The sequence below is a fragment of the Pseudoduganella sp. GW821-FHT12E03 genome, from assembly GCF_058807115.1.
On the sequence record NZ_JBXAQJ010000007.1, the window covers coordinates 1 to 13,486 of the forward strand.

The 13,486-nt window shown below is 62.7% G+C and carries 13 protein-coding genes and 1 pseudogene; 12 read left to right on the forward strand and 2 right to left on the reverse strand.

Annotated elements, in window-relative coordinates:
- From AC1RRC_RS18160 to AC1RRC_RS18215, 12 genes and pseudogenes are all read left to right on the forward strand, one after another.
- Positions 1–141: pseudogene (locus AC1RRC_RS18160) on the forward strand (dTDP-glucose 4,6-dehydratase); the annotation flags it as partial.
- On the forward strand, positions 138–1,040 hold the full coding sequence (gene rfbA, locus AC1RRC_RS18165) for a glucose-1-phosphate thymidylyltransferase RfbA (RefSeq protein ID WP_493056931.1): 903 nt from the start codon (positions 138–140) through the stop codon (positions 1,038–1,040). The pseudogene AC1RRC_RS18160 and the gene rfbA, both read left to right, overlap by 4 nt.
- The gene (rfbC, locus tag AC1RRC_RS18170; protein WP_493056932.1) at positions 1,037–1,582 is read left to right on the forward strand and encodes a dTDP-4-dehydrorhamnose 3,5-epimerase; all 546 of its coding nucleotides are present in this window, start codon (positions 1,037–1,039) and stop codon (positions 1,580–1,582) included. Before rfbA ends, rfbC begins: the two co-directional genes overlap by 4 nt.
- A complete protein-coding gene (gene rfbD / locus AC1RRC_RS18175; protein WP_493056933.1) occupies positions 1,579–2,436 on the forward strand; it encodes a dTDP-4-dehydrorhamnose reductase in 858 nt (285 codons plus the stop codon). The genes rfbC and rfbD overlap by 4 nt, the downstream gene beginning before the upstream one ends.
- A 106-nt stretch (positions 2,437–2,542) precedes the next feature.
- On the forward strand, positions 2,543–3,637 hold the full coding sequence (locus tag AC1RRC_RS18180) for a glycosyltransferase family 4 protein (protein ID WP_493056934.1): 1,095 nt from the start codon (positions 2,543–2,545) through the stop codon (positions 3,635–3,637).
- A gap of 64 nt (positions 3,638–3,701) precedes the next feature.
- A complete protein-coding gene (locus AC1RRC_RS18185; protein WP_493056935.1) occupies positions 3,702–4,031 on the forward strand; it encodes an H-NS histone family protein in 330 nt (109 codons plus the stop codon).
- 172 nt (positions 4,032–4,203) lie between these two features.
- Positions 4,204–5,586, forward strand: coding sequence for a phosphomannomutase/phosphoglucomutase (locus AC1RRC_RS18190; RefSeq protein WP_493056936.1), 1,383 nt, complete (start codon positions 4,204–4,206; stop codon positions 5,584–5,586).
- Positions 5,587–5,627: 41 nt separating this feature from the next.
- Positions 5,628–6,617 carry a lipopolysaccharide heptosyltransferase I gene (waaC, locus tag AC1RRC_RS18195; RefSeq protein WP_493056937.1) on the forward strand — a complete coding sequence of 330 codons (990 nt, stop codon included), beginning with the start codon at positions 5,628–5,630 and terminating at the stop codon, positions 6,615–6,617.
- Between the two features lie 10 nt (positions 6,618–6,627).
- The gene (gene waaA, locus AC1RRC_RS18200; protein ID WP_493056938.1) at positions 6,628–7,929 is read left to right on the forward strand and encodes a lipid IV(A) 3-deoxy-D-manno-octulosonic acid transferase; all 1,302 of its coding nucleotides are present in this window, start codon (positions 6,628–6,630) and stop codon (positions 7,927–7,929) included.
- A 113-nt stretch (positions 7,930–8,042) separates the two neighbouring features.
- On the forward strand, positions 8,043–9,836 hold the full coding sequence (locus AC1RRC_RS18205; RefSeq protein ID WP_493056939.1) for a CIA30 family protein: 1,794 nt from the start codon (positions 8,043–8,045) through the stop codon (positions 9,834–9,836).
- A gap of 53 nt (positions 9,837–9,889) precedes the next feature.
- A complete protein-coding gene (locus AC1RRC_RS18210; protein ID WP_493056940.1) occupies positions 9,890–10,984 on the forward strand; it encodes a sensor histidine kinase in 1,095 nt (364 codons plus the stop codon).
- Positions 10,981–11,589 (forward strand): response regulator, encoded by a 609-nt coding sequence (locus AC1RRC_RS18215; RefSeq protein WP_493056941.1) that lies wholly within the window; start codon positions 10,981–10,983, stop codon positions 11,587–11,589. Before AC1RRC_RS18210 ends, AC1RRC_RS18215 begins: the two co-directional genes overlap by 4 nt.
- A gap of 36 nt (positions 11,590–11,625) precedes the next feature.
- Here AC1RRC_RS18215 and AC1RRC_RS18220 read toward each other — a convergent pair whose 3' ends face one another.
- Both AC1RRC_RS18220 and AC1RRC_RS18225 read right to left on the reverse strand, forming a co-directional pair.
- Positions 11,626–12,402 (reverse strand): M48 family metallopeptidase, encoded by a 777-nt coding sequence (locus AC1RRC_RS18220; protein WP_493056942.1) that lies wholly within the window; start codon positions 12,400–12,402, stop codon positions 11,626–11,628.
- 329 nt (positions 12,403–12,731) lie between these two features.
- Positions 12,732–13,472 (reverse strand): lysophospholipid acyltransferase family protein, encoded by a 741-nt coding sequence (locus AC1RRC_RS18225; RefSeq protein WP_493056943.1) that lies wholly within the window; start codon positions 13,470–13,472, stop codon positions 12,732–12,734.
- Positions 13,473–13,486: the final 14 nt, after the last annotated feature.

The following is a 13,486-nucleotide window of genomic DNA, read 5'->3' on the forward strand; positions in this document are numbered from 1 at the left end:
AAACCGGCTGAAACCTTCCAGACCGGCATCAACAAGACCGTGCAGTGGTATCTCGAGAACCAGGCCTGGGTGGACGACGTGCAATCGGGCGCCTATGCCACATGGGTGGAAACCAACTACAACGACCGGGACGCCAAATGACCGCCAACCTTCCGCGCCGCAAAGGCATTATCCTGGCCGGCGGTTCCGGCACGCGCCTGTACCCGGTGACGATGAGCGTCTCCAAGCAATTGCTGCCGATTTACGACAAGCCGATGATTTACCACCCGCTGACCACCCTGATGCTGGCCGGCATGCGCGAAATCCTGATTATTTCGACGCCGCAGGATACGCCCCGGTTCCAGGAATTGCTGGGCGATGGCAGCCAGTGGGGTTTGCAGCTCAGCTATGCGGTCCAGCCGTCGCCCGATGGGCTGGCGCAGGCGTTCATCATCGGCCGGGAATTTGTCGGCAACGATCCGTCGGCGTTGATCCTGGGCGATAACATTTATTACGGCAATGACCTGGATGCCTTGCTGCGTTCCGCCGCCATGCGTCCGGATGGCGCCACGGTGTTTGCCTACCACGTGCACGATCCGGAGCGTTATGGCGTGGTGGAGTTCGATGCGGACCGCAAGGCATTGACCATTGAAGAAAAACCCAAGGCGCCGAGATCGAATTATGCCGTCACGGGACTGTATTTCTACGATCGCCAGGTGTGCGATATTGCCGCCAGCATCAAACCGTCCGCGCGCGGCGAACTGGAAATTACCGACGTCAATAACGTCTACCTGCAGCAAGACCAGTTAAAGGTGGAATTGATGGGGCGTGGCATGGCGTGGCTCGATACCGGCACCCATGAATCCCTGCTGGATGCGTCGCAATTCATCGCGACTATTGAAAAGCGCCAGGGATTGAAAGTCGCATGCCCTGAGGAGATCGCGTTCCGCAAAGGTTATATCGATGCGGCGCAATTGGCAAAACTGGCCGAGCCATTGAAGAAGAATAATTATGGCCAATATCTGTTACAAATTTTAGAAGACAAGGTTATCCCACGATGAATGTGATCAAGACGCCATTGGAAGATTTGCTGGTGATCGAGCCGACAGTGTTTGGCGACCAGCGCGGTTTTTTCTATGAAAGTTTCAATGCACAGCGGTTTGCCGAGCAAACTGGCGTGCAAGTGGACTTCGTGCAGGACAACCATTCGCGTTCCGCCAAAGGCGTGCTGCGCGGCCTGCATTACCAGATCCAGCAGGCCCAGGGCAAGCTGGTGCGGGTAACCACTGGCGCGGTATTCGACGTGGCAGTGGATTTGCGCAAGAGCTCACCCACATTCGGCCAGTGGTATGGACTGGAATTGTCGGCTGAAAATAAACGCCAGTTGTGGATACCGGCCGGCTTTGCCCATGGTTTTGTCGTGACCAGCGACATCGCTGAATTCCTGTACAAGACCACCGATTACTATGCGCCTGCTTATGAACGTTCAGTGATCTGGAATGACCCGGCCATCGGCATTGAATGGCCGCTCGATGGCGAACCGCTGCTGTCGGCCAAGGACAAGGCTGGCGTACCGCTGGCCGAGGCCGAGGTATTTGCATGAAGATCCTGTTGACGGGATGCTCCGGCCAGGTCGGCTATGAACTGCAGCGCAGCTTGCAAGGGTTGGGCGAAGTGGTCGCGGTGGACCGCGCGCGCATGGACTTGGCCAACCTGGACCAGGTGCGGGCGGTGATCCGCGACGTCCAGCCGGGCCTGATCGTGAATCCGGCCGCGTACACGGCGGTCGACAAGGCGGAAAGCGAAGCGGAGCTGGCCTACCGCATCAATGCGGAAGCGCCGGCCGTGATGGCCGAAGAAGCCAAACGGCTGGACGCGGCGCTGGTGCATTATTCGACGGATTATGTATTCCCCGGGACTGACCCGGCGCCGCGGGTGGAAACCGACGTGACCGGTCCCGTCAACGTCTATGGCGCCAGCAAGCTGGCTGGCGAACAAGCGATCGTGGCATCCGGCGTCCGCCATCTGATTTTCCGCACCAGCTGGGTATATGGCATGCGCGGCAAGAATTTCCTGCTGACGATGCTGAAACTGGCGCGCGAGCGCGATGAGCTACGCATTGTGGCAGACCAGCATGGCGCCCCCACGTGGAGCCGCACCATTGCCGACAGTACGGCCACCGTGCTGGCCCAGGCCAAGGCGGGCGGTGCGGCATGGTGGGACGCGCATGGCGGCATTTATCACTTGTCCAGCCAGGGCCAGACCACCTGGTTTGAATTCACCCAAGCCATCCTGGAAGAAGCCGCCATAAGCTGCAATCTGGTGCCGATCTCCAGCGCGGAATACCCGACCCCGGCCACGCGGCCAGCCTATTCCGTCATGTCGTCGCAGAAGCTGGTGCACAGCCTGTGCGCATTGCCGCATTGGCGCGATGCGCTGCACCTGTGCATGCGTTGAGCTGTTTCAAACCGTAAGCATGACTGAGCGGGGCGGCGGGATTTGCTAAAATCCCAGCCTCGCAGGGTCCGTACCTTGTGTTACCGGCCCGAATTTATAATAAATAATGTTTTCTTTCCTTATAAGCTTTGTCGCTTCCGCGCTGCTGACCCTGTTGGTGATCAAGGAAGCCAAGCTGCATGGCCCTGCGATGGATACCGATTTCCGCGGCGTGCAGAAAAATCACGCGCATGCGGTGTCCCGTATCGGCGGCCTGTCCATTTTCTTTGCCGTCGTGCTGGCGGCCTGCATTTCGATCTGGCGCGTCCCGGCGATGACCAGCTGGATGATGTCGTTGCTGGCGTGCGCGCTGATCGCGTTTGCCGGTGGCATCGTTGAAGATTACACTGGCAATGTCAGTGCGGCCCGGCGTCTGGTCTTGACCATGGCCGCCGGGCTGGCGGCTTATTTCCTGCTCGATGCCCGTATCGACCGCCTCGACCTGCCGTTCTCGACCTGGGCAATTCCTTGGATCTGGCTGGCGTTACCCGTTTCGGTGCTGGCGGTGGCCGGTATTGCCAATGCGGTCAATATCATTGACGGATTCAATGGCTTGGCCAGCGTTGTCACGATTTGCATGTTGCTGTCACTCGGTTATGTGGCGCTGCAAGTCAATGATATGTTTGTCTTGGTGGCGGCATTGATCGTGGCGGGCGCCACGGCCGGCTTTTTAGTCTGGAATTACCCGATTGGCCTGATATTCCTGGGCGATGGCGGCGCTTATTTCATCGGCTTTATGCTGGGCGAACTGGCCTTGCTGCTGGTAATCCGTAACCCGCAAGTGTCGACCTGGTATGCCGCGCTGTTGTTGATCTATCCTGCATTTGAAACATTGTTTTCCGCTTACCGCCGCATGTTTGTGCGGGGTAAATCACCCACCATGCCGGATGGGATTCATTTGCATAGCCTGATATACCGCCGCATTGTGCAATGGGCGATCGGGCGTAAGGATGGGCGTGCATTATTGCGCCGTAATTCCCTGACCTCTCCGTATTTGTGGGCGTTTTCATTGATGGCGGTGATCCCCGCCACCATGTTCTGGAACAATACGCCGCTGCTGATGGTATTTTGCCTGCTGTTTATGGTGACGTACCTGTGGTTATATGCGCGTATCGTCCGGTTCAAAGCGCCGCGCTGGATGATGCGCCACAAGAAACACTAACGCAGCCGGTTTTTCGTGTATATTTCGGGCAGAATTCCAACCTCACTTTTTTTAAGGGATATTTATGGATCTGTCGAATATGTCCGTTGCTCAATTGCGTGAATTGCAAGAGCAATTAAAAAAGGAATTGACGCAACGCGAAACCCAGGAACGGGCGCAAGCCATTGAAAAAATCCAGGCGATTGCAAAAAGCGTTGGTTCCACAGTGGAAGAATTGATGGCTGGCGTCAAGGCGGGGGCCAAAATCAAGGCGCCTGGCGCGGAAGTGGCGCCGCGCTACCGCAACCCTGCGGATGGCGCCCAGCAATGGACTGGCCGCGGCCGTCAACCGAAGTGGGTCAAGGACTGGGTGGAAGCCGGCAACGATATCGAAGGCTTGCGGATCGCCGCCTGAACCTGAGCTTTAAGAACAGCAAGGCAGGCAGGACTTGCCTGCCACAGTTATCGCACTTACTATACCCGTAGTTTACGGCTGGGCCGTCCTGCCAGCCGCCATCCCACAGCATCCCTCCGCCGTCTGGCGCCCAGGCGCCAGGCGCGGGCGCGGGCGCGTCTACATCCAGATTATGACTACACTCTCGAAATCCATTTTCAAAGCTTATGACATCCGCGGCATCGTGGGTAAAACGCTCGATGCCAATGTCGCGCGCCAGATTGGCCACGCATTCGGCCTGGCGGCGCGCGCCAAGGATCAGAGCAAAGTCGTGATTGGCCGCGATGGCCGCCTGTCCGGTCCGGAACTGGCGGCAGCGCTGGCGCAAGGCTTGCAATCGGCGGGTGTGGATGTGATCGACCTCGGTGTGGTGGCCACGCCGATGGTGTATTTCGGCACCCAGGTGCTGGGTGCGCCATCCGGCATCATGGTGACCGGCAGCCACAATCCTCCGGACTATAACGGCTTCAAGATGGTGCTGGCGGGCGAAGCGATTTATGGCGACGCCATTGCCGGCCTGTACGACAGCATCCTGGCCGATGGCGGCAAGCTGGCCGCCCAGCCGGGTTCGTACAGCACGCATGACATCAAGGCCGAGTACCTGCAGCGCATCATCGGCGACGTGAAAATTTCCCGCCCGATCAAGATCGCTGTCGATTGCGGCAATGGCGTAGCGGGTGCCTTCGCCGGCGACCTGTATCGCGGCATGGGTTGCGACGTGATTGAACTGTTCTGCGACGTCGATGGCACGTTCCCGAACCACCACCCTGATCCGGCCCACCCGGAAAACCTGCAAGACCTGATCCGCTGCCTGCAGCAGACTGACGCGGAAATCGGCCTGGCCTTTGACGGCGACGGCGACCGCCTCGGCATCGTCACCAAGGATGGCCAGATCATTTTCCCGGACCGCCAGATGATGCTGTTCGCCGAAGACGTGCTGTCACGCCATCCGGGCGAACAAATCCTGTACGACGTGAAGTGCACGCGCCACCTGGCGTCGTACATTGAAAAGAGCGGCGGCGTGCCGCTGATGTACAAGACCGGCCACTCGCTGGTGAAAGCCAAGCTGAAGGAAACCGGCGCGCCGCTGGGCGGCGAAATGAGCGGCCATATCTTCTTCAAGGACCGCTGGTATGGCTTTGACGACGGCTTGTATGCCGGCGCGCGCATGCTGGAAATCCTGACCAAACACGCCGATCCGTCCGCGCTGCTGAACGCGCTGCCGCAGTCGGATTCGACGCCGGAACTGCACCTGCACCTGAATGAGGGCGAAAACTTCGCGCTGATGGACAAGCTGCGCAGCGACGCGCGCTTCCCGGGCAACGAGCGCATCATCGACATCGATGGCTTGCGGGTCGAATATGCGGATGGCTTTGGGCTGGCGCGTTCGTCGAACACCACGCCGGTGATCGTGATGCGCTTTGAAGCGGAAACCCCGGAAGCGCTGGCGCGCATCCAGGGCCAGTTCCGTGACGTGATCCTGGCGGCCAAGCCGGACGCCGAATTGCCATTCTGATCCCGGTAACGAAAATGAGCAGCCGGGGCAATTTGCATGGTATGCAGCCGTTGAACATATTGCTGGTGCGCGTTTCCTCGCTGGGCGACGTGTTGCACAACATGCCGATCGTGGCCGATATCGCGCGCCATTACCCGAACGCGAATATCGACTGGGTGGTGGAAGAGGGCTATGTCAGCCTGGTGCGCATGAACGCCCGGGTGCGCACCATCATCCCGTTTGCGCTGCGGCGCTGGCGCAAAAGCCTGGGCAATCCGGCCACCCGCGCGGAAATCGGCGCCTTCTTTTCCACCCTGCGCGCGCAGCGCTATGACTATGTGTTCGACACCCAGGGCTTGCTGAAGACCGGCATCATCATGGGCGCGGCCAAAGGCCGCCACAAGGTTGGCCTGGGCAACGGCAGCGAGGGGTCGGGTTACGAAGGCATTTCACGCGTGTTCCACACGCGCAGCGTCAAACTCGACCCGCGCACGCATGCGGTGGCGCGCGGCCGCCTGGTGGTGGGCGCTGCATTGGGCTACAGCGTGGATGACCCGGCCGATTTCGGCTTGCCGGACGTGTCGCCGCACGATGCGCGTCCGGACTGGATGCCGGCGGGACCCTATTGCGTCTTCTTCCATGGCACCGCGCGTGACGCCAAGAAGTGGGCGCCCGCCAACTGGATCGAACTGGGCGCCGCGCTGGCGCCGATGCCGATTTTGCTGCCGTGGGGCTCCGCGAAGGAAAAGCAGGAAGCCGAAGCACTGGCGGCCAGCCTGCCCAATGCGCGCGTGTTGCCGCAACTGACAATGGCCGATGCCGTGCTGCTGGCGCGCCATGCGGCGCTGGCGGTCGGCGTCGATACCGGCCTGACCCATATTGCCGCGGCCTTTGTCCGTCCCACCGTGGAAATCTATGCCGATTCGCCACGCTGGAAAACCGAGGGCAACTGGTCGCCGAAAATCATCAACCTGGGCGACCGCGGCGCACCGCCGCCGGTGGCGGAAGTGCTGGCTGCCGCGCGCAGCCTGCTCACTGCCGGCCGTCACTGAGGAAGCGCCTATGGTCCGACTGTATTCGTTGCTGTGGTGGCTGGCCTTGCCGCTGGCGCTGGGCCGCCTGTGGCGGCGCGGCGCGCAGGAGCCCGGCTATCGCCAGCACTGGAATGAGCGCCTCGGCCTGTACCGCGACCGGGCCGCCAATGATGAGCCGCACACGATCTGGGTCCATGCGGTATCGGTTGGCGAAACCCGCGCCAGCGAACCGCTGGTCGAAGCGCTGCTGGCGGCCTATCCGCGCAGCCGCATCCTGCTGACGCACATGACGCCCACCGGACGCGCCACCGGCAAGCAATTGTTCGGCAAGCATGGCGCCCGGGTCGTGCAATCGTACCTGCCGTACGACACCTTCAGCATGGTGCGCCGCTTTATCCGCCATTTCGAGCCGCGCATCTGCATTTTGATGGAAACCGAAGTGTGGCCATCGTTGATCGCGTGCTGCAACCAGGCGCACGTGCCGGTGGTGCTGGCCAATGCGCGCCTGTCCGAGCGGTCGCTGCGCAAGGCGCAGCGCCTGGGCGGGTTGATGCGGGGCGCCGCGCGGGGTATCTCCCTGGTGGCGGCGCAAACCGAAGCAGATGCCGGCCGGGTGCGCTCGCTGGGCGTAGCCAACGTCGATGTCACCGGCAGCATCAAGTTCGATGTACAGGTGCCGCCGGCCGCGCTGGCGCTGGGCGCGCAATTGCGGGCCCAGGTTGGCGCGCGGCCCGTATTGCTGTGCGCCAGTACCCGTGAAGGCGAGGAAGATTTGATCCTCGATGCGTACCAGCGCGCGTTGCAGGCGCAAGCCTTGCCTGCCGGCGTGCTGCTGTTGCTGGTGCCGCGCCACCCGCAGCGTTTCGATGCGGTTGCGGAGATGGCGGCGCAGCGCGGCTTCGCGGTCCAGCGCCGCAGCGCGCTGGCGCAGCCTGGCAGTGCCGTGGACCCGGGCGTGCAGGTGCTGCTGGGTGATTCGATGGGGGAAATGTTCGCCTATTACGCGCTGTGCGACGTCGCCTTCATTGGCGGCAGCCTGCAGCCGCTGGGCGGCCAGAACTTGATTGAAGCGGCCGCGCTGGGCAAGCCGGTGCTGATCGGCGAGCACACCTTCAATTTTGCGCAAGTGACGGACGATGCGCTGGCGGCCGGCGGCGCGTTGCGGATCGCCAGTGCCGATGCGCTGATGGCGCAGGCCGCGCGCCTGTTGCACGACGATGGCGAGCGCTTGGCCATGGGCGGGCGGGCGCGTGACTTCGCGGGCCGGCACAGGGGCGCCACGCAGCGCACGCTGGCGCTGTTGCCGGCCCTGATGCAGGCGGCGGCATGAGGCTGGAATGACACAATGTGACATTTGTCATGCCAAAATTGTGTCATTTTATTCTGTTCAGGTGATGTAAAAAAATCCATACTGCCTCCCATACCAACCCAAGGAGACAGAACATGGTTCACCGCCGTTTGCAATCCCTGCTGTTCGCCTGTGGCCTGGCCGCCTTGTCCACTCCGGCGCTGGCCGCCACCTGGCTGGTGCAGGATGTGCGCGTATTCGATGGCGAAAAAATGCATGCGCGCCGTTCGGTGCTGGTCGATGGCAACCGCATTGCCGATGATAATTTCCAGGGCAAGGCGCCCGCCGGCGCCACCGTGATCGACGGCAAAGGCCGCACCCTGTTGCCTGGTCTGATCGATGCGCACGTGCATGCCTACCGCTACCTGGATTTGCCGTTGTACTTCGGCGTGACCACGCAGATCGACATGTTCACCGGCGTGCAGGTGGTCAAGGATGTCAGCGCGAAAATGGCGCGCGGCGACAATGCGGGTCAGGCCGACCTGTTCTCGGCCGGTACGCTGGCCACCGCGCCGGGTGGCCACGGCACCGAATACGGCATGGCGATCCCGACATTGACCAAACCGGAAGAAGCGCAGGCGTGGGTCGATGCGCGCCTGGCCGAAGGCTCGTTCTTCATCAAGATCGTCATGGAGCATGGCCACGCGGGCCGCGCCTTTGCGTCGCTCGATCTCGCCACCGTGAAAGCGCTGATCGAGGCCACTCACCAGCGCGGCAAGCTGGCCGTGGTCCACATCAGCACCTTGGCCGACGCGCGGGCCGCGCTGGAAGCCGGCGCGGATGGCCTGGTGCATTTGTTTGTCGGCAACCGCATCAGCCAGGAAGAACTGGACAGCTTTACGCAACTGGCGAAAACCAAAAAAGCGTTCGTGATCCCCACCTTCAGCGTGATGGAGAGCATCGCCGGATTGCGCGCGGCCGACATCCTGGGCGACGCAGCGTTCAACAGCCTGCTCGACAAGGCGCAAAAGCAGCAACTGGCCAACCCGTACAGCAAGCAGGCCAAGCCGGAATTGATGGCGGCGCCGCAAGCCGTGACGGCGGCGCTGGCCAAGGCCGGGGTGCCGGTGCTGGCCGGGACCGATGCCGGCAACAATGGCACCCAGTATGGCGCCAGCATGCATCATGAACTGCAATCGCTGGCGCAGGCCGGCCTGACGCCGCTGCAGGCACTGGCCGCCGCCACCTCCGTGCCGGCACAGGCCTTCAAGTTGCCGCAGCGCGGCCGCATTGCCAAAGGCTACAAGGCGGACTTGCTGCTGGTGGACGGCGACCCGTCGGTGGACCTTGCCGCCACGCGCCGCATCGTCGAGGTGTGGAAAGATGGCGAATCGGTGGCGCCGCTGCGCAAGCAGCAACTGGCCGCCGTGGCGCTGGAAGCGCAGCCAGGCTCCGGCCTGGCGCTGCCGGCCGACGGCCGTATCAGCCTGTTTGGCAAGGACAAGATGGGCAGCCCGTTCGGCGCCGGCTGGATGCCGTCGCATGACGCGTTCCTCGGCGGTAAATCGTCGGTGGACATCAAGCTGGTCGAGGATGCGGCGCAGGTCAACGCCAACGTGGCGGCCGGTTTTGCCTATCCTTGGGCGGGGCTGGCGTTCATGCCGGGCCGCCAGCCGATGCAGGCCGCCAACCTCAGTTCGGCCAAGGTGCTGAAATTCCGCGTGCGCGGCGATGGCCAGCAATACAACGTGGCCGTCATGTCGAGCGGGAACAATATCCCGGCCAGCCTGCCGTTTCAGGCTGGCGGCGATTGGCGCGAAGTGTCGATGACGCTGGCCGATTTCAAGGGTGTCGACGCCAGCGCGATTTCCATGATCGCGTTTAACGCCGGACCGAAGACGGGCAGCTACCGCTTCGAGATCGCCGACGTGCGGTTGCTGGCGCAGTGAGTGTGATGGCGGCGGCGGCCTGGCGGGAAACCCGCGTAGCGTTGAGGCAAGCCTTGCGGGGCCCCTGGGTGCCGCCCCGGCTGGGGCGCGCACCGTACCTGTGGCTGGTGTCGCTGGCGTTCTTCGGCTGGAAGTATTTTTATGCGCCACCGTCCGCGCTGGAACTGGCGGCGCTGGTGCTGACCCTGGCGCTGTTCTTTCCCGTGTATTTTGGCAGCTTCTGGGTCTATAACCGCGCCGTCGTCCCGTACATCCTGTTCACCTTTGCTTTGGGCCTGGCATGGGCGCCGTTCAATTTCGGCGCCTGCACGTTCTTTATTTTTGCCGGCGCCATGTGCTCCCACTTCGACCGGCAAGCGGTCGCGTATGGCTCGCTGGCGGCGATCCTGCTCTCGACCGCGGCGGTGGCGCTGCTGGTGGATTTGCCCCTCAGTTTCCTGATGCCGACCCTGGCGGCCGGTACACCGGTCGGCATCGCCACCATCATGGATGCGCGGGTGCAGCGCTCGCGCGAGCAATTGCTGAAGAAGCAGGAAGAGGTGGAACACCTGGCGCGCATTGCGGAGCGCGAGCGCATATCCCGCGACATGCACGACTTGCTGGGCCATACGCTGTCGCTGATCACACTGAAGGCGGAACTGGCGGGACGGCTGCTGGAACGCGACCCCGCCGCCTGCCGCAACGAAATCCGCGATATCGAAGCCAGTGCGCGCCAGGCGCTGGCGGAAGTGCGCGCCGCCGTCAGCGGCTACCGGGAAACGGGACTGGCGCACGAGCTGGCGCGGGCCAAAGCCGCGCTGTGCGCGGCCGGAGTGACCCTGGATACGGACGTGCAGCCGCTGGCGATACCGGCGGTGGCGGAAAACGTGCTGGCGCTGGCCTTGCGCGAAGCCGTCACCAATATCTTGCGCCATGCCGGTGCGAAAGCCTGCACCGTGCGGTTGGCGCAAGAAGACCGCATGCTGGTGCTGCGCATCCGCGACGATGGCGCCGCCGCCGGCATGGCGGCGCGACTCGTGCAGGGCAATGGCTTGCGCGGCATGCGCGAGCGGGTGGAACAATTGGGTGGCTGGCTGTCGCTGGCCGTGGAACAAGGCGTGACATTGGAGCTGCGCCTGCCGATGGCCGATGGCGAAGGAATGACATGATGATCCGCATCGTGATTGCGGAAGACCAGGCGCTGTTGCTGGGCGCGCTGGCTGCGCTGCTGAAACTGGAAGGCGATATCGATGTGGTGGGGCAGGCCCGCAATGGCGAAGACGCGCTCGAACTGTGCCGGCAACTGCGCCCCGATATCGTGCTGACCGATATCGAAATGCCGCGCATGACGGGACTGGAACTGGCAGCCGCGCTGCGTGAAGCCTGTCCGGGTGTGCGGGTGGCGATCGTCACCACGTTTGCCCGCGCCGGTTACCTGCGGCGCGCGATGGCGGCCGGTGTCCGTGGCTACCTGCTGAAAGATGCGCCGGCCGAAACCCTGGCGCAGGCCATCCGTACCGTGCATGGCGGCGGTTTGGCGATTGCGCCGGAACTGGCGCTGGAAAGCTGGAGCGGCGCGCCCGACCCGCTCAGTGAACGGGAACGGCAAGTACTGCGGCTGGCGGGGGAAGGGCGCAGCGGGGCGGACATCGCGAAGCAGTTGTCGCTGTCGGAAGGCACGGTGCGCAATTACCTGTCGGAAGCCATCAGCAAGTGCGGCGCCGGCAACCGGGTCGAGGCGTATCGCATGGCCAGGGAAGCGGGATGGCTGTAGGGCGGTTTCGCCGCAGGCGAAGCCGCCATGCTTGTGCTAACTGAACAGCGGCGGCAATTCCTGCGCGCGTTTGCGCAGCAATTCGCGCGCTTCGTCGTAGGCCGGGTAAATCCGGCCCACTTCAGCCCAGAAGCGTGGGCTGTGGTTCATTTCCAGGATGTGCGCCAGTTCGTGCGCCACCACGTAATCAATCAGCGGCAGCGAGAAATGGATCAGTTTCCAGTTCAGCCGGATCATGCGCTGCACGGTGCAGGAGCCCCAGCGTGATCCGGCCGACGATAGCGCGAACGCGCTATATTGCACGCCCAGCCGCGCCGCATACAGGTCCAGGCGCTGTTCAAACAGGATTTTCGCCTGTTGCTGCATCCAGGATTTGACCCGTTCCTTCAGCAGCAGTTCCGTGGCGCCCTGTACCAGGCCCATATGCAATTCGCGCGTGTCCGGGTTGTAATCGGTGCGGTTGCGGGTGGCGGTGTACAGCCGCAATTTGATGTCCGTGCCCAGGTACGGCAGTTGCGCGCCATCGATCCATTCCATCGGCGGCTTTTGCAGCCGCGCCGCACGCCGTTCGCGCCGTTCTTCCAGCTTCGACAAAATCCAGTGCTGCTTGGCCCGGATGGCGTTGTCGATATCGGTCAGTGACACCCGGCGCGGGGCCGTCACGCGCAAGCCGTCGTCATCGACCATGAAGCCGATCGAGCGGCGCGTTGAGCGGCGCAAGGCATATTCCAGCACATAGCCACCCACCAGCAACTGGCGGCGTGGCAGTTGTTCTGCCGGCGGCGCCACGGGCGCCGGCGCGCGCAGCGGCACTGGCGGTGCAAGCGATAACGGTGGCAATGATGGTAACGATGGCGCGGTATGGGCGGATGCTGCGGAAGGGGAGGCAAGCGGCGCTGCGGTGTGCAGCCCGGGGGACGGCCCGGATGGCGCTGGTGATGCGGGAGGCGAATCGAAGGTGGCTGGCGTGGAGAGCTGCGGGACCGGCGTACTGGAGTGGGGCGCCTGCCAGGTCGAGGGATCTGGCGGCGCCGGGCGCGATGTGGAGCACATAGCCAACGTCGGCGCCGGTGCTTCGGCGCCGAACATGTCCAGCTGGTTGCCCGGACTGGCAGGCGGCTGTGACGTGCCGGAGAGGCTGTCTAGCCAGCGCTGTAAGCGTGGGGCGAAATGACGCGCATTTCTGATTCGATCCACTGTTCCACCTGCTCCATCAGACTGTCTGGTGTTTCACCTTCGGACGGTATCGGCTTGCCGACGGAAACCGTCACCTTGCCCGGCCGCTTGATAAACGAATTCTTGGGCCAGCACTCTCCCGAGTTCAACGCGATCGGCACCACGCAGGCGCCGGTTTCCACCGCCAGCCGCGTGCCGCCGCTCTTGTACTTGCCGGCCTGGCCGACCGGAATGCGCGTGCCTTCGGGGAACATGATAATCCATTGGCCGTCTTTCAGGCGGCGCTTTCCATGTGCAACCACCTGTTTAAATGCATGCTTGCCGGCCTTGCGGTCGATCGGGATCATGCGCAGCATGGCAATGCCCCAGCCAAAGAACGGGATGTACAGGATTTCCTTTTTGAACACGAATACCAGCGGGCGTGGCAGGTTCGCCAGCAGGAAAATGGTTTCCCATGCCGACTGGTGCTTCGACAGCACGATGGCCGGCGCATCGGGGAAGTTTTCCGCGCCCTTGATTTCATATTCGATGCCGCAAATGGTTTTCGCGCACCAGATGATAAACACGTTCCAGCGCGAGACCACCCAGTAGCGTTTGTTATAGGGCAGCGGCGCCACCAGCATGCAGACGCCGGACCAGATGATGGTGGCGATGGCCATGATGATGGTAAACAGCAGGGAGCGCAGGAAAAGGGAGGCTTGGTGCAACGCGGTTCTCCGGA